Annotated in this window: 14 protein-coding genes; 4 read left to right on the top strand and 10 right to left on the bottom strand. The window is 40.4% G+C overall.

Annotation, left to right across the window (positions count from 1 at the left end; genetic code table 11):
* The 3 genes from KO525_RS17340 to nhaB form a co-directional block, all read right to left on the bottom strand.
* Nucleotides 1-423, bottom strand: a 423-nt coding sequence (locus KO525_RS17340) for a hypothetical protein (protein ID WP_215965089.1), incomplete at its 3' end; no start/stop codon positions are given.
* Nucleotides 424-654: 231 nt separating this feature from the next.
* Nucleotides 655-1,185 carry a disulfide bond formation protein DsbB gene (gene dsbB / locus KO525_RS17335; RefSeq protein WP_215965088.1) on the bottom strand — a complete coding sequence of 177 codons (531 nt, stop codon included), beginning with the start codon at nt 1,183-1,185 and terminating at the stop codon, nt 655-657.
* Nucleotides 1,186-1,188: 3 nt separating this feature from the next.
* Nucleotides 1,189-2,772 carry a sodium/proton antiporter NhaB gene (gene nhaB, locus KO525_RS17330; RefSeq protein ID WP_215965087.1) on the bottom strand — a complete coding sequence of 528 codons (1,584 nt, stop codon included), beginning with the start codon at nt 2,770-2,772 and terminating at the stop codon, nt 1,189-1,191.
* A 206-nt stretch (nt 2,773-2,978) separates the two neighbouring features.
* Between nhaB and fadR the strand changes: the two genes are divergently transcribed.
* Nucleotides 2,979-3,692 (top strand): fatty acid metabolism transcriptional regulator FadR, encoded by a 714-nt coding sequence (fadR, locus tag KO525_RS17325; protein ID WP_215965086.1) that lies wholly within the window; start codon nt 2,979-2,981, stop codon nt 3,690-3,692.
* A 117-nt stretch (nt 3,693-3,809) separates the two neighbouring features.
* Complete coding sequence (locus KO525_RS17320) at nt 3,810-4,067, top strand: DUF1289 domain-containing protein (protein WP_215965085.1); 258 nt, start codon at nt 3,810-3,812, stop codon at nt 4,065-4,067.
* Nucleotides 4,068-4,194: 127 nt separating this feature from the next.
* Here the strand turns inward: KO525_RS17320 and argH are convergent, their stop codons facing one another.
* The 6 genes from argH to KO525_RS17290 all read right to left on the bottom strand — a co-directional run bounded on the left by argH (nt 4,195) and on the right by KO525_RS17290 (nt 11,082).
* Nucleotides 4,195-6,123 (bottom strand): argininosuccinate lyase, encoded by a 1,929-nt coding sequence (gene argH / locus KO525_RS17315; protein WP_215965084.1) that lies wholly within the window; start codon nt 6,121-6,123, stop codon nt 4,195-4,197.
* Nucleotides 6,124-6,227: 104 nt separating this feature from the next.
* Nucleotides 6,228-7,469 carry an argininosuccinate synthase gene (locus KO525_RS17310; protein WP_215965083.1) on the bottom strand — a complete coding sequence of 414 codons (1,242 nt, stop codon included), beginning with the start codon at nt 7,467-7,469 and terminating at the stop codon, nt 6,228-6,230.
* Nucleotides 7,470-7,522: 53 nt separating this feature from the next.
* Nucleotides 7,523-8,443 carry an ornithine carbamoyltransferase gene (locus KO525_RS17305; RefSeq protein ID WP_215965082.1) on the bottom strand — a complete coding sequence of 307 codons (921 nt, stop codon included), beginning with the start codon at nt 8,441-8,443 and terminating at the stop codon, nt 7,523-7,525.
* Between the two features lie 16 nt (nt 8,444-8,459).
* Complete coding sequence (argB, locus tag KO525_RS17300) at nt 8,460-9,233, bottom strand: acetylglutamate kinase (protein ID WP_215965081.1); 774 nt, start codon at nt 9,231-9,233, stop codon at nt 8,460-8,462.
* A complete protein-coding gene (argC, locus tag KO525_RS17295; protein WP_215965080.1) occupies nt 9,233-10,291 on the bottom strand; it encodes an N-acetyl-gamma-glutamyl-phosphate reductase in 1,059 nt (352 codons plus the stop codon). The genes argB and argC overlap by 1 nt, the downstream gene beginning before the upstream one ends.
* 113 nt (nt 10,292-10,404) lie before the next feature.
* Nucleotides 10,405-11,082 carry a hypothetical protein gene (locus tag KO525_RS17290; protein WP_215965079.1) on the bottom strand — a complete coding sequence of 226 codons (678 nt, stop codon included), beginning with the start codon at nt 11,080-11,082 and terminating at the stop codon, nt 10,405-10,407.
* A gap of 106 nt (nt 11,083-11,188) precedes the next feature.
* Here KO525_RS17290 and KO525_RS17285 point away from each other — a divergent pair, with 106 nt between their 5' ends.
* Nucleotides 11,189-13,276 carry a TonB-dependent siderophore receptor gene (locus KO525_RS17285; RefSeq protein WP_215965078.1) on the top strand — a complete coding sequence of 696 codons (2,088 nt, stop codon included), beginning with the start codon at nt 11,189-11,191 and terminating at the stop codon, nt 13,274-13,276.
* A gap of 221 nt (nt 13,277-13,497) precedes the next feature.
* Nucleotides 13,498-14,319 carry a hypothetical protein gene (locus KO525_RS17280; protein ID WP_252736644.1) on the top strand — a complete coding sequence of 274 codons (822 nt, stop codon included), beginning with the start codon at nt 13,498-13,500 and terminating at the stop codon, nt 14,317-14,319.
* Between the two features lie 104 nt (nt 14,320-14,423).
* Here the strand turns inward: KO525_RS17280 and KO525_RS17275 are convergent, their stop codons facing one another.
* The gene (locus KO525_RS17275; RefSeq protein ID WP_252736645.1) at nt 14,424-15,872 is read right to left on the bottom strand and encodes an FAD-dependent oxidoreductase; all 1,449 of its coding nucleotides are present in this window, start codon (nt 15,870-15,872) and stop codon (nt 14,424-14,426) included.
* Between the last annotated feature and the right edge of the window lie 5 nt (nt 15,873-15,877).

Below are 15,877 nucleotides of genomic sequence, written 5' to 3'. Positions count from 1 at the left end.
GCCGTGACGACCCCAGATTACGCCAGCAGTTTCAACACGACCACCGTGACGACCCCAGATAACGCCCGCAGTTTCAACACGACCGCCGTGACGGCCCCAGATAACGCCCGCAGTTTCGTCTTTTGACTCAGCTTTAACGTCTTTATTTGTAAAACGAACTAAAGGGTTCATTTCGGAAATTTGTTTAACTTGATCTTCGTTTAGTTCTGCAGAGATTGCTTGGATCACAGAGAAGTTGTGGATAACTTCACCACCAACGTTTTGAACTAGTGATGTCATTGTTGCATTACTAGCGCCTTGAACTAAATACGCAGCTTCGTGCTGTGATTTATTGTTTTGTAGCGCATTTGCTGTTGCTGCTAAAGTGAATAGACTTGCCGTTACAACTGTTATTGTTTTTATTTTTGTTAGTAAGCTTTTCATCAGAAAGACCCTATTTCCATTAGTTTGATTTAAGGACTCTTTTCAAAGCAGTATATGTGCCAATCTATATCTTGTTGTTTTATAAGGGTTATAAGTGCTTTCTGCGGCAATGGGTTGCCGGTGGCGGAAAAATGACGCCGCTTATGTTTTTGTAATATTGGCTTTATGGAAAGAAAGTTAGATTAGGTATAGTTATAAAAAAAGCCGCTTAAGCGGCTTTAATTGAAAGTGTTAAATCTTTTTCTCGGTTATTAGCCGATTTATTAAAAATATCAGGAAGGTGAGTGAGTAGAAACTAAATATTACTGTCATCCACTGGGGCATCGACATTGCCATAAATGACCAATCAATGTCACCACACATGCCACGTGCTTCAAAAAATGCTGGGATCCATTCATGCAGCGCTAGCCAACTTGGAAAGTTTGGAAATGCGTCGCAACTTAATAGCAACATAAAGTTGTCAGGATCTTGCATAGCAACATGTTGCTTCGCGATGATCAAACCCCAAATACTGGCAATTCCCCAACCACTAAAGCTTATTAATCTAGCGATCAAGCTTGTAGGAGCGTAGGCAGCAGGTAAAGCCGCAACCATTATGGCAAATACCGCGGTACGCTGGTATATGCACATTACGCAAGGTTCTAAACCCATTCCATACTGAAAGTACAAGGCGATAATTTCGAATGTAAAAGCACTGAGGGCTAATAAAAGCCATGGCCAGCGAAGTGCTGGCCATGAAGATAAAGATTGGTTATTGCCCATTGATTAATGACCGGATTCAGTTGCACTACCAGCAGCAGAGTGGTGTTCAATCAAATTCATGTCGTATAAAGTTTGAGTCCAGTCCATCAACCCGTAATACGTCGCTATTAAACCGACAATTGACAATACGATAGTATAAGGAAGGGCCATATAAACCATCTTGCCATAAGATAATCGAATTAATGGTGCTAACGCTGAAGTTAATAAGAACAAGAACGCAGCTTGACCATTAGGCGTTGCAACACTCGGTAAATTTGTTCCTGTATTAATTGCTACAGCCAATAAATCAAATTCATCACGAGTGATGATGCCTTGTTTTAATGCGGCTGCCACTTCATTTATGTATACCGTACCGACAAACACATTGTCACTGACCATAGAAAGTAAACCGTTGGCGATAAAGAACATAACCAACTGCATTTTGCCTTCAAAAGTGAGAACCCATTGAATAACTGGAGCAAATAGCTGCTGATCAATAATTACAGCGACGACTGCAAAAAACACACATAACAAAGCGGTAAAGGGAAGGGCTTCTTCAAATGCTTTACCAAGTTGATGTTCGTCAGTAATACCGGCAATTGCTGTTGCCAAAATGATGATCGATAAACCAATCAAGCCGACCGTCGCAAGGTGCAATGCTAGACCAACGATTAACCAAATCGCGATGAATACTTGTGAAAATAGTTTAACTTTGTCGCGTTTCGTCATTTTTGAGTCGCTTTCTTTATCATACTCGACAAGAATGTGACGGACTGTGTCTGGCAGTTCCGCGCCATAAGAAAACCACTTTAGTTTTTCAAGTAATACCGTTGTTATTAAACCAGCAATTAAAACCGGAATGGTCACAGGTGACATACGTAAAGCAAATTCAATGAAATTCCATCCAGCACGTTCTGCGATAACCAAGTTTTGCGGTTCGCCAACCATAGTACAAACACCACCAAGGGCAGTACCAACACCAGCATGCATCATAATGTTACGCATAAAGGCGCGGAATTCGTCCAATTCACTGCGCGTTGGCGTGTCAAAATGTTCATCCTCAGTGTGGTCGTGATCTGTATGATTACCGGGCTTACCTGATGCTACTTTGTGGTAAATCATATAAAAACCAGTGGAAACGGTAATAATAACCGCAACAACCGTTAAGGCGTCTAGAAATGCAGATAGAAAAGCGGATGCAAAGGTAAACGCTAGTGACAGCGCAATTTTTGATTTAACTTTTATCAGTAGTTTTGTAAATGAAAACATCAACAGGTCTTTCATAAAGAAAATACCCGCGACCATAAAGATCAATAACAAAACAACACTCAAGTTTTGAGATATTTCTGCTTCGATATGACCGGGTGAAGTCATTCCTATTGCAACAGCCTCAATAACAAGCAGACCGCCGGGCTGAAGTGGATAACACTTAAGTGCCATCGCTAATGTAAATATGAATTCTAATACTAATGCCCAGCCAGCGACATAGGGATCAAGTGCAAAAAGCATTGGGTTGATAATAAGACAAGCGATGATCGCCAATTTGTACCATTCAGGAGAGTTTCCTAAAAAGTTCTGATAAAAAGCATTTACAGTAGATTGCTGCATACTTTTATTACCTTCCTTAAATTATTGTTGGGTGATGGATTCACTCTTATTTTGTTGAGCTAATGTACTAAAAAAACTATCTTAATCCTATATAAATACTGTGAAAGTTCAAATTATTCCAACTAAAAGTTATATAAATAGGTGGTTGTGCATTAGGACTTATCTGGTACAATCAGTCCAGTCACCCAATAGAAGCAGATAGCTGAATGAAAATAATAAAAGCACAAAGTCCGGCCGGTTTTGCAGAAGAATACATTGTTGACTCAATTTGGAACAATCGATTTCCTCCAGGGTCTATTTTACCAGCGGAGCGCGAATTATCAGAATTGATTGGCGTGACACGCACTACATTACGTGAAGTTCTCCAAAGACTAGCTAGAGATGGCTGGCTTACAATTCAACATGGTAAACCAACTAAGGTTAATAACTTTTGGGAAACCTGTGGCGTCAATATTCTATCAACGCTTGCTAAGCTTGATATTGATAGTGCAGCAGATTTAATTGACCAACTGTTGTCTGCTAGAACAAATTTAAGTGCAATTTATATTCGAGCTGCGATTAAAAACAATCCTGAGAAAGTTATCGAATTAGCACAAAAAGCCCAGACTGTATCAGACCACCCGCAAGAATTTGCGGATATGGATTATTATCTTAATCACGAATTAGCCCATGCGTCAGGTAATGCCATTTATGTCTTAGTTCTAAATGGATTTAGAGGGTTTTGGTCAAAAATTGCCGGCTACTATTTTTCTACAGATGAAGCCCGCGTACTTGCCAAAAACTACTATAAAGAACTTGAAATGTTTGCAAAAGAAGGCAAACACGATGAAGCAATTTACTTAATTAGAAAGTATGGTATTGACTCAGGTAAAGTATGGAAAGAAGTTCGTGCTTCATTTCCTACAGACCTTATTGAATAAATCCACATTGGATCATCAAAACCCGCACTAGCGGGTTTTTTTATGTCTAATGAATGCGAATATAATCGGTGACGCAATCCCCTTGCGTAGGCCGCGTGTCTAAATTAAACTCTGTGTATGCCACAATTAGAGCTTTTCCACATCCCCAGCCCATGCATCGGCGTTTGTCAAAATGGCACAAACGGCTTTTGCAAAGGGTGTTTTCGTAACCGCGATGAACGATATCAGTGGATGCAGCTTAGTGATGAAGGAAAACGTCACGTTATTAAGTTATGTAAATCTCGAAAAATTCGCTGGATTAAAAAGCAGATTGAAATTCGCCAGCAACAAATTCCCGTTACGGTTGATCCAACCCCTGATTTATTTGGTGATTAGTCACTAATAGCAACTTGCTTAGACAATTGGCTCAGAACTTAATTTTCTAAAATCAATGTAAAAAAAAGAGTATTAAACTTATGTTTAATACTCTTTTTTTATGAGCTTTATTTAGTTGAGTTTGATGTTAAGACTCAACAAAAGCCGTACGGATTGTTCCGGTTTTCATATCCAATGGCACTTCAGTAAAACCTACCGCATATTTACCAATATTGAGTTCCATTGCAAATTCATCGCAATTATCTTTACGCGGACACGCTTCGCAGTCTTTTAAAACTTTTTCAGGAAGAGATTCTTTTGCTGTTGGGACAAAACCTTGTTTGCCAAAAAACTCTGGTACACGGGTTAGAACGATTACTTTATTTAATCGGATCGCCTGAGCATGGCGCAATATCCGGCTAATTAGTCGTTGACCAATACGTTTGCCCTGTGCTTTTGGCGTAATACCTACAGAACGGATCTCTGCAAGACCAGTTTGATAGATGTACAAACTCGCACAACCAATAATTTTTGGTTCATCTGGATTTGAAAGATCTTCTGCGACAACAAAATCTTGAATATCATGAATGATACTGTCTTTTGTTCGTGGCAGAGTATCCCCAGCTTCCGTCCAAACGGCAACAATGTCATGAATTTCGTTAACGTCAGTCATTCGTGCGTCACGGATCACAACTTTATCAGCTTGAGTGATTTGAGTTTGCCAGAAGTCAACTGCATTACGAACTTGATTAACCGCAGTACCGCCGGTGACGTTACGCTGATTAATCGCGTTGAGCGGATCAAGCCAAGGGTATAAATCATCGGCAATTAAGTCGCTAAATTGTTGATATTGCTCGATACTCAAAGCTTCTAGCGTACAGTTTTGTTCAATACAGAAACGAACAGCTTCGCCAACAACGTCATGCGCGTCTCTAAACGGCATGCCTTTAGAAACCAAGTAATCGGCTAGTTCAGTGGCGTTACAGAAGCCTTTTAATACAGCTTTGTACATATTGTCTTTATTAACTTTAATGTTAATTAAACATTGGTTTGCCATAACTAAACAGTTTTGCCAGGTTGTTAATGCATCAAATAAACAAGGTTTGTCTTCTTGCATGTCTTTGTTGTAAGCCAGTGGCAAAGATTTAAGTAAAAAGGCGATGTTATTTAATGCCCCTAATACTCGGCCTGTTTTACCACGAACAAGTTCCCAACCATCTGGGTTCTTCTTCTGAGGCATCAAAGATGATCCTGTTGTAACGGCATCACCAAAGCTTAAAAATGCTGCTTCCTGAGTATTATAGAAGATGCAATCTTCTGCCATACGGGACAGGTGGATCATGCTTAAACTTGCCGCACTGATCAATTCAAAAACAAAATCACGGTCTGAAACGGCGTCTAAACTGTTTAATGTTGGCGCATTAAAACCGAGGTTTTGAGCCAATGATTCACGATTAATTGGATAGGCTGTTCCGGCGAGAGCACCTGAGCCTAATGGTGAGAAATTCAGACGATATAAAGCGTCACGTAAACGGCTTAGGTCGCGCGAAAACATTTCTACGTAGGCCATGCACCAGTGACCGAAACTAATTGGCTGGGCACGCTGTAGATGCGTGTAACCTGGCATAATAGTATCAGTATGATCATTCGCAATGGTAATTAACGTTTGCTGAATGTCTTTTAAGTTGTCTTGCAGCATTTCACCTGTGGTTTTACACCACAAACGCAAATCTGTACTGACTTGGTCGTTACGGCTGCGACCGGTATGTAATTTTTTGCCTAACTGACCGACCTTTTCAATTAAGTTTCGTTCAACCCAACTATGAATATCTTCATCGGTATCATCAGTGATTTTTTTCTGGCCTGACCTTACTTCACTCAGTAATTCATCAAGCGCAGCTTTGAGGTCTGTTAATTCAGATTCTGAAATAACACCTGCTTCACAAATGGCAGTCGCCCATGCTTTTGAGCCGACAATGTCCTGCTCAACTAACTGATAATCAAATGGCAGAGAGTCATTAAATTGCTTAAAAAAGGGATCTAAATCCTCAGTAAATCTGCCGCCCCATAAACTCATACATTACTCCGAAGATTGGGAAACTAATTTTATATTAAACTAGGCTTACAATAACAAAGCAATATGACAGTGAAATTAACCCTGTCATATCGCTTTCATCTAAATTACTTTTGGCTGTTTTTGGTCATCGCTTTAATACGGCTAGACAAGCTATATAAACGAATAAACCCTTCAGCATGTTTTTGGTCATAAACATCATCCGCACCAAATGTCGCGAAGTCCTCTGAATATAAACTGTTTGGAGAACGACGTTTAACGACTGACGCTGTTCCTTTATACAATTTAACCACGACGTCACCGGTGACGTCTTGTGCTAATGAAGTTGCGCCGGCAAGGATAGCTTCACGAAGCGGTGTAAACCAACGTCCATCATAAAGAAGGTGCGAAAATTCATGGCCAAGTGACTCACGGTATTTAAGCGTTTCTTTGTCTAGAATTAACGTTTCTAGGCCTTTATATGCTTTGAATAAGATTGTGCCACCAGGTGTTTCGTAACAACCACGTGACTTCATACCAACTAAACGGTTCTCAACGATATCGATACGACCAACGCCATGTTCTGCACCTAAGTCGTTTAGCACTGTAATTGCATCAACGCCTGAATATGCAGTGCCATTAACTTTTGTTAGCTCACCATTTTCAAAACTTAACTCAACATATTCTGCTTTGTCAGGTGCTTGTTCTGGCGATTTTGTCCAAGTCCAAACGCCGTCTGTTGGCTCCTGCCATGGATCTTCTAACTCACCACCTTCGTGAGAAATATGCCAAAGATTAGCGTCACGGCTATAAATTTTAGTAACACTTGCCGTGGTAGGTACATTTTTTTCAACAAGGTAAGCCAACAAATCTTCACGGCTTTCCATGTCCCATTCACGCCATGGCGCAATAATTTCTAGTTGTGGTGCTAACGCAGCTACTGTGCTTTCGAAACGAACTTGGTCGTTACCTTTACCAGTACAACCGTGTGCAATCGCGTCTGCACCTAATTTAAGGGCAAGTTCAACCTGAGCTTTCGCGATCACTGGGCGAGCAAGTGATGTCCCTAGTAAGTATTCACTCTCGTAAATAGCGCCAGTTTTTAAAGTTGGGAAAATAATATCGTTAACAAATTCGTCACGTAGGTCGATTACGTGGCATTCACTTGCACCTGATGCAATGGCTTTTGCTTCGATGCCTTCAAGTTCTTCATCGCCTTGACCAACATTTGCTGCAAATGCAATGACTTCAACTTCACCGTTTTCACCTTCGTAGTTTTCTTTTAACCAAGGAATAATCGCTGAAGTGTCTAGTCCACCTGAGTAGGCCAATACGATTTTGTTTACTTTTTTGTTTTGCTTAATAGCCATGTTAAATATCTCTTTATTTCAAATTTTGTTAGCTCTTAACTAAGAACTGATTTCTATTTTACAATTAGTGTATGCAACAATGCGTTTTGTGCCCACATTCTGTTCTCAGCTTGTCTCATTATTATCGACTGGCTAGAATCTAAAACGTCTGCTGTCACTTCTTCATCACGGTGAGCAGGTTGGCAATGCATAAAATACTGTGCGCCAAGTTTTGCCATTAATTCAGACGTTACTTGGTACGGTTGGAATACATCGATAATATCTTCTAACGTTTTGTCGTCGCCCATTGATACCCAAGTATCGGCGTAAATTGCATCGACTTTTTCTATCGCATTTAAGTCAGAAGTTACCGTAATAGTTGCGCCATTTTGAGCGGCAATCTTCTGCGCTTGCGAAACGATTTCGGCATCAACGGTATAACCTTCAGGGCATATCGCCACCAAATTAACGCCAAGTTGTGCGCCGGTCAACATCAGTGAATGTGTTACATTATTACCGTCACCGATATAAGCCAAGGTTAAGCCTTTAAGTTCACCAAATAATTCATGCAAGCTCATGTAATCCGCTAAAGCCTGGCATGGGTGATATAGGTTGCACAACGAATTGACAACAGGAACAGATGCCGCTTGTTGCAACTGAACCAAAGTGTTGTGGTCCATTACGCGTGCAACGATTGCATCACACCAACAAGACAAATTAGCACCGAAGTCAGCAACATCTTCGCGTTTGCCCATCGCACCGTTTTGTTGGTCTAGATAAACGGCGTGACCGCCCATTTTGTGAACGCCCACGTCAAAACTGACACGAGTTCTTAATGATGGTTTTTCGTATATAGTTGCAACAGACTTGCCTTTTAGGGCATCACCGTATTTTTCCGGTGTTTTTTTCATGTCGATTGCAAGGGCGATTACGTCTGCTGCTTGTTCTGCTGTTAGGTCTAAGTCACCTAATACTGATTGTACTTTATTGCTCATAATGATTACCTGAATTCTAAATTTGGATCTGAGTGCCTAGGGTGATTTCACCGGCCTCTGAAATTTCTTTGAGTGCAGAAGAGTCCTGCCAACTTCCAATATTTACAGGTCGTCGTAAACTTAGAGCGGCTTGATGGGCAGCGTTAACTTTCACTACCATGCCGTCACTAATTACTCCTTGAATTATCAGCTTGTCGAGTTCTTCTCGATTTAATGTTGCAAATTTTTGTTTGTTTTGGTCTAGCACGCCCGGGACATTAGACAATAAACATAAATCACCATTAACCACTTGTGCGGCGGCAACAGCAGCGTCGTCGGCATTAATATTTAAGCTGTCGCCACTGTCGTTACATCCTATTGAATTTAATACGATAAGGTGACCACTATTTAATAGTGTTGTGAACGTCTCGTTGCTTTTAGCTTCTACTTTTCCAACTGCACCAAGTTTTTTGTCTTTTACTGTCGCTGTAAATGAATCGCCATCGGCAAGGCTTAACGCAACCGCATTAAGGCCATTCTTTTTACATGCGGCTAGTAACTGCTGACTGGCAATACCTGCTAACGCGCCAATCACATACGGAAGGTGTGTTAATGGAGTCGCGCGAACACCGTCAACTTTTTCCGTTGATAAATTGGTTGCTGCCATTACGTCTTCAACCTGCGGACCGCCGCCATGAACAATGATCACTGGGCGGCTTTTTTGAATGATTTTGACTTGCGTTAAAAATTCATCCAAAGCCAATTGATTAGTAAGTGCTTCACCACCAATTTTTAATACTAAAGGTGTCATTAGTTACCACCTACCTGATTTAAAAGTCCAGTTTCCTGCGGCAATTCCATCATAATATTAGCACATTGTATGCCTTGGGAAGCCGCGCCTTTTAACACGTTGTCTATTGCACTAACGACAATCAGGTCATTGCCTTTTTTCTGCCAGTAAAGGTCGCAAAACGGTGTGTATGCCACATCCTTAATCGTCGGAATTGTATCTCTTAATCTAACTAAAGGTTGGTCGTCATAGGCATTTGAAAACGCGTTATTTATATCATCATTAGTCACGTCGTCTTTTAACTGCACTGTAATCGTTGCTAAAATACCACGTTCAAAATTAGCGACATGTGGCGTGAATATAACTTCTCTACCAACACCTTGTTCGATTTCAGGCGTATGACGATGAACAAACAAGTTATAAGGTTTTAAGCTCAATTCGCAAAAGCTGGTGCCAAGATTGGCTTTTCTGCCGGCACCACTTACACCGCTAATTGCATTGATTACGGGTTTGCAGGTGTCAGTTAATAACTGATTTGTCGTCAATGGCAATAAACCAAGCTGCGATGCTGTTGGATAACACCCTGGCAATGAAATGAGGTTTTTACCGATTAAGGCTTTTGCATTCCATTCAACAAGCCCATAGGGAATTGCTGGGAGTTGTTCGCTGAATTTGTGTTCAAAGCCATAATACTCAGGATATAAAGCTTTATCCTGCAGGCGGAAGCCACCAGATAAATCCAATACGATTACATTTTCACTCGCGAGTGATGTTGCGATGTCGTGACTAAATTCGTGTGGTGTCGCTAAGAAAACAAATGCTTTAGTGTGTTTGTTTAATTCTGTTAGATGAGTTGCAATTGATTCATCGGTACCTGCAACTAAAACGTGATCGATAATACCAGTATACTGAGGATACAAAGAAGACAAGGTTTTACCTGAATCAGCACTATTAGCAGACACAAAAAGTGAATGAAGTTCAAGTGCAGGATGACCGTTTATCATGCGCGCTAATTCAACGCCAGCATAGCCGCTAGCGCCAAAAACAAGGCAAGGTATTGTAGATTTGTTTTTCGTCATAATATTACAAATTAGGTATTTTACTCTAAAGGCGCAATCATCACAGAAACATTAAAAAATATCAATCATAAATATGCTAAAAAAGTGAATAAGTACGCATTGTGGGTATTTTTTCACAACGCGTCTTCTAAATCGGGTAATTCGTTTTTAAAGGTCTTTGGTTTGTACTGCTCAAGTGGTTCATTAATTGCCCATGATGTTACTTTTCCTTGATCAAACTCAATGTTAATCCATTGCAGTAGTGTCATGATACCTGTTGGCTTTGCTGACGAGTAATGGCCTGAACGAGTCGTGGTTTGCCCATCCATACCAATGGTATTGGTATTTATCAATTGGACGAGCGTAACAAGACTATGAGAATTGATATCGCCGGTTATATTTTTGTGCTCCAAAGAAGTTGCTATTCCGACATTGACCGCGGCAGCCAGAGCGGTGCCACATGTGTCTGAAGACAAAGCACAAGTCAGCGCTAGCAATGAAATTAGCGAACCAGAGAGAATATTCAGGTCGGTAAGTCGTTGGTCTAACCTAATCTGCTGCTCAATGAATACCGTAAAATGGCAAATACCAGATGCATAACATTCCCGCTCTAATTCTGGAAACAAGGCGTTAACTTGATATGTAGTCATACCAACCTTTAAGTGGCTTAATGACTTTTGATAGATTTTTGTTATGTCTGGAATATCTTCAACTTTGCTTACTACGATAATGCTTTTAGGGGTATTGGCGCATGAAACCAATGCCAAGCAGAGGATGATAAGTGAAAATAAATACAGTGAATTACGTGACATATGATTTTTATAAATTAGGATTATGATCGAATTAATTACTAATACCGTACTCAAGGTACAATGTAAATCGATGTATATGCCACGCGACTAATTATGGGAAGAAATCGTGAATAAAAGTGTAGTAGGAAGAAGCATTAAACTAGCGGTGTTTGGAACAACAATCTGTTTGTCTTGGGCACTAAGTGCAGAAGAAGCAGAGACGGAAGTTGTTGAAGAAGTTGAAAAGATCCGGGTCATTGGCTCTAAAGATTCAGGTTTAGAGCTAAGTTCAGAAAAAATATTAAAAGTACCAGGCGCAGGTAATGATCCCATTAGAGCAGTAGAAAGCTTGCCTGGAGTTGTGTTGGCGAATGGGTTTGCCCCCGCCGTTAGAGGCAGTTCACCGTTTGATATGTATTATCAATCGGACGATGTGCCTATTGGTAATGTTTTCCATAATGACAGTGTGAGTACATTCCATCCTAATTTAATTAAAAGCTTCGAGTTAAAAACAGGGGCATGGGAGTCTGATTTTGCTGACGCTATTGGTGGTGTTATCGACACCAAGTTGCGTGAACCAGGCATGACGGATTTTACCGCGACGGTGGACTTAAGTTTTCTTCGCACGGGTATTTTGGTTGAAAGTCGTCTGTCAGACAAGTCCGCATTTTATTTTGCCTATCGTCAAAGTTTAATTCATCTTTATATCGAAAATTTTTTGGATGACGAAGATTTTCAGTTCACGCAAGCCCCAATTAATAACGATTACCAGTTTAAATATCTTTATAATGTCGACGGCAACAATAAGCTCGTCGTTCAGGCGACAGGCTCTAATGACGAAGTCGGAATTTTGTTTGCTGATGAGTCAAAAGAAGTTAAACAAAACCCAGACTTAGTTGGTGGCATTGGCGTTGAACAGTTCTACCATAACCAATCTGTTATCTGGACTAATTATTCTGACTACGGTGAAACTAAGTTTATTGTTAACCGCCTTGAACGTAACGGAGACTTAGCCATTGGCCAGATAGTTAATCTCGACGCGGTAACCATAGATTATCTAGCGAAGGTCATTAATAACCAATCTGTCGAGTACGGGGAGTTAACCATTGGTGGTGAACTTCGATCACAATCCGTGGACTATTCGGTATCTGGTAAGTTACAGCCTTGTAACCCGGAGTTTGAAGTGTGTCCGCCAAGCTATTATGCCGATTCGGTACTCGAAGTAGCCAAGATAGACGTTAATTTTGTTAATTTATTTGCCGACTACGATTGGGATATTGCAGAAGATTGGGTACTTAAACTCGGTGCTGCCGCAAGTACTAACGACTATACAAACGAAACCTTTGTTGAACCGAGATTAGCGGTTCGATATCAGCTAAATAACGATTATCGAATGAAACTCGCTTATGGTGAACATCACCAGTGGTTCCGTGAATATAAATATCTTTCCCAAACCTTTGGTTCTCCAGATCTAAAACTGGCTAAAGCAAAACATTATGTTTTTGGTATCGAGCATGAAGGTGAATCTGACTGGGCGTGGAGTTTAGAAACCTATTACAAAAAAATGGACGACTTAATTGTCAGTAATCCACAATACCAAGTTAACGAATACGGCGACCCGACAGAAGGTGGCGACGGCAACAATTATGTTAATGAAGGACAGGGTGATGCTTATGGTATTGAATTCCTACTAAATAAAGCTATTTCCGCGAAATGGTATGGCTGGTTAAGTGTTGCGTACAGTAAAACCGAACGTAACAACAATATAACGAATGAGAGTTTTCGGTATGTCTATGATTTACCTTGGATAGTTAACATGGTTGGGAACTATGAAATCAATAACGAATGGCAACTTGGGTTGCGCTGGCGTTTCCAAAGTGGTTCCTTGTATACCCCTATAAACGGTGCAACGCCCGTTTATCCGTTAGATGAAAATGGTCAACCGGATGAAAGCCAAGAACCGATATTCTACGATCCAAATGAAGGCGACTTTAATTCAGAACGCTTAGAAGCGTTTCACCGTTTAGATATTAGACTTGATTACGAAACTAAGATGTTTGGTAACGACACCAATATTTATTTTGAAGTTTTAAACTTATATGGGCAAAAAAGCCTGTCGGGATATGACTATAACGAAGATTACACAGAACGGGAGCCCGAGTATCAATTTCCAGAAATTCCTATCCCGTCCTTTGGTATTCAAATGGTCTTTTAGGTTAAGTTAGAAAAAAGAGCTTTAGACGTAAAAAAGACAATAAACAACCGAGGCGTTTTTACAACGCCTCGGTTTTTTTATGGGTAATAAAAAATTTACAGAAGTTATCTATATGGGAACGTTTTGATCGAATTGCAGACATTGAGCTAGCCTACCTTGTTTAGTAGTATTATGTTGAAATTTTATAATGACTCTTTATTTATAGGGATTTGGAATAACAAATGATGAGAACTGTTTTATTGTTTTGTACTTTAATAATTACCACATCAGTAAATGCAAGTATGCCATCCTATTTCAATGAAGATATCAATAACGAGTACAAAGAACTGCTTAGGCATGCGGACAACATGCTCCCTAAGACGGACAAACAACTCGCATATCTCCCTTCGTTCTTTCCGTTTAGTTTGTTAGATATTCGCCCAACAAAATTGGTTAATAATGACGACTTGCAAGCCTTTGCAAATTTTAATTTTGGCGTGTTAGGAAGTCGGTTCTTGAATTTCAATCAGAAGCAACTTTCCAATTTGCCTAGTATTTCAATATGCAAAAAGTCAAAATGTAAACAACAAAGAATTGAGCTTATTAAGCAGTTTTTAGCAGGTTCAAAGAGTGAAATTCAAATGTTGAGACAAAATAAAAATCTGTATATTGTCCAACAAACAGAGCTACATGTATTTCGTATCAATAATACGTTTTATAGTCCTGCTGGGCTAATTACCTACTATCCATCTAAACAAGCCGGTTTTGTCCCGTCTGGTGACTTTAAACTTTCCAAACTAGATGAAGCTCCCAATATGTTGACGTTATCGGAGGCTACTTACGCTCTTAGAGAACAAATGGCTAAGTATAACGTTGCTGCAATCACCAAGGTAAATAAAGAGAGCCTTAACATCATTTTTGGTGGGATTGCCGATAACCACTGGGGGATTGTAATTAACCATAATTCAACGATTCCAACTTCTGGCGATTATAGCCATATCGGTTTGAAATACGATGTTGTTCAAAAAGTTTCAGACAACAGCTTTTACTATCAGACTAACTAAAAGTGGTTATTTCGCTTCTCAGTCGCCTAATAGAGGTCCCCAAAATCGTAGGGACGACTCTGGTTTGATGTTTTTATTTTACTGTTTGCAGCGTTTGCTCGTTGTTAATTTGGGCAAATTCGCCCAGCTAGTGCTTGTGGGAAATTTCTTTCTAACGCTAGATTTTCAGCTCGTTCACTAATTTCCAATTCCGTTAAGTGGTTGCTAATAGAAACGACGCTGTTGAATGCAGTGTTGCTCGGCAACAACCCTTGCTCAATCAAATTATTGATAATGGTATGTGCCGCGGGTAATGCGGAAGACGCCTTAACAATCTCACATCTCGCATATTTATTTTGTTGAAAAGAGACGTCGGCTACCCGTAACGTCGGGTCAACTCCAGGTATTTGTTGTGCGCCGAACATGGGAGGGCCGCCGACCGATGCGTCGCCAAAATTTGGAATAAACCCAGCCACTTTACCAATTGCTTTAATGGTTCGGTTATTAATGATTTGCGGATCCCATTGGCTGTTTATTTTTGTTAAATATTTAGTAGGTAGTTGAGGCTGCGCGCTGCCTGATTTTGATGAAACAATGCCGTCTTTAAATAAGGTAACTTCAGGGGTCATTGCATGTATTTGAAAATAACCATTAGGGTATGGCGTTAATTGTGTCATGCCATGTTTGGTCCCTCTAGCACCATAAAAAATAATCTCAGGCCAATTATTCTGATGACTAGACCAATGACTAATATAGGCCGCTTTAAATTCCACCATACGTTTTGGTTGCAGGCCAACCATGTCGTCGATGGTACCAGTTTGAAAACCGCAGGCATTTATTAGGTAGTCGACTTCAAAGGGCTGTTTTTTTCCTTCGCGTTCTGCTTCGATTACCCATTTATTCTTGGCGCTATCTTGAGTAACAGAGGTGACTTTAGTATTTGTCAGTAGTTGACAGTTTTTGCTCTTTTCAAGCGCTAAACTTGTAATTGCCGCGAGTCGGAATACGCTGATCCCGTATTCTTGGACCAATATTAACGGAAACTTCAATTGTGTTAAATCGACGTTTTTGGCAAAGGCGATCATCCATTGCTCAGGTGTTTCGGGTTGGTTTGGTGTCGGTAACTGAGCCAGGTTTTCGATTTCTTGACGTTCAAACAAGGTAAAATATTGCGATGCTGGGCCCAAAACTTGGTTTTCTGGATCCGTGTTTATTAACTTCGCATATTCAGTCTGGAGCTTCTTTAGCCGCGTAATGACATCATTGGGGTGACCTTGATCGTGAATAGGTACTGAAACAATCGTTGGTCTATAGTCAATTGCATCGCGATAAAGTCTTACTGTACTTATCGATTGTTTTAACAACTCGATACATTGCTGATCTGAAATTTCTCGATATAGATTACCACCGGCGTGCAGGTGACACATTGGTGGCCCGTTGACTAAACTCGTTTCTTTTTCGAATAGTACAACATTTGCACCTTGCTTACTCAACTGCAATGCGATGGTTGCGCCCCCGACACCACCGCCAATGATACCAATGCGGATATTTGATTGTTTAGTATTTTGATCCAAAACGA

This window comes from Psychrosphaera sp. B3R10 (assembly GCF_018861025.1).
Lineage (GTDB): Bacteria > Pseudomonadota > Gammaproteobacteria > Enterobacterales > Alteromonadaceae > Psychrosphaera > Psychrosphaera algicola.
Note: the sequence above shows the minus strand (reverse complement) of the source record. Positions and strands in the feature narration are given on the sequence as shown.

Coding starts and splice junctions, on each gene's coding strand:
- dsbB (WP_215965088.1), bottom strand. CDS start 1,185: ATGGGCAATAACCAATCTTTATCTTCATGGCCAGCACTTCGCTGGCCA.
- nhaB (WP_215965087.1), bottom strand. CDS start 2,772: ATGCAGCAATCTACTGTAAATGCTTTTTATCAGAACTTTTTAGGAAAC.
- fadR (WP_215965086.1), top strand. CDS start 2,979: ATGAAAATAATAAAAGCACAAAGTCCGGCCGGTTTTGCAGAAGAATAC.
- KO525_RS17320 (WP_215965085.1), top strand. CDS start 3,810: ATGCCACAATTAGAGCTTTTCCACATCCCCAGCCCATGCATCGGCGTT.
- argH (WP_215965084.1), bottom strand. CDS start 6,123: ATGAGTTTATGGGGCGGCAGATTTACTGAGGATTTAGATCCCTTTTTT.
- KO525_RS17310 (WP_215965083.1), bottom strand. CDS start 7,469: ATGGCTATTAAGCAAAACAAAAAAGTAAACAAAATCGTATTGGCCTAC.
- KO525_RS17305 (WP_215965082.1), bottom strand. CDS start 8,443: ATGAGCAATAAAGTACAATCAGTATTAGGTGACTTAGACCTAACAGCA.
- argB (WP_215965081.1), bottom strand. CDS start 9,233: ATGACACCTTTAGTATTAAAAATTGGTGGTGAAGCACTTACTAATCAA.
- argC (WP_215965080.1), bottom strand. CDS start 10,291: ATGACGAAAAACAAATCTACAATACCTTGCCTTGTTTTTGGCGCTAGC.
- KO525_RS17290 (WP_215965079.1), bottom strand. CDS start 11,082: ATGTCACGTAATTCACTGTATTTATTTTCACTTATCATCCTCTGCTTG.
- KO525_RS17280 (WP_252736644.1), top strand. CDS start 13,498: ATGATGAGAACTGTTTTATTGTTTTGTACTTTAATAATTACCACATCA.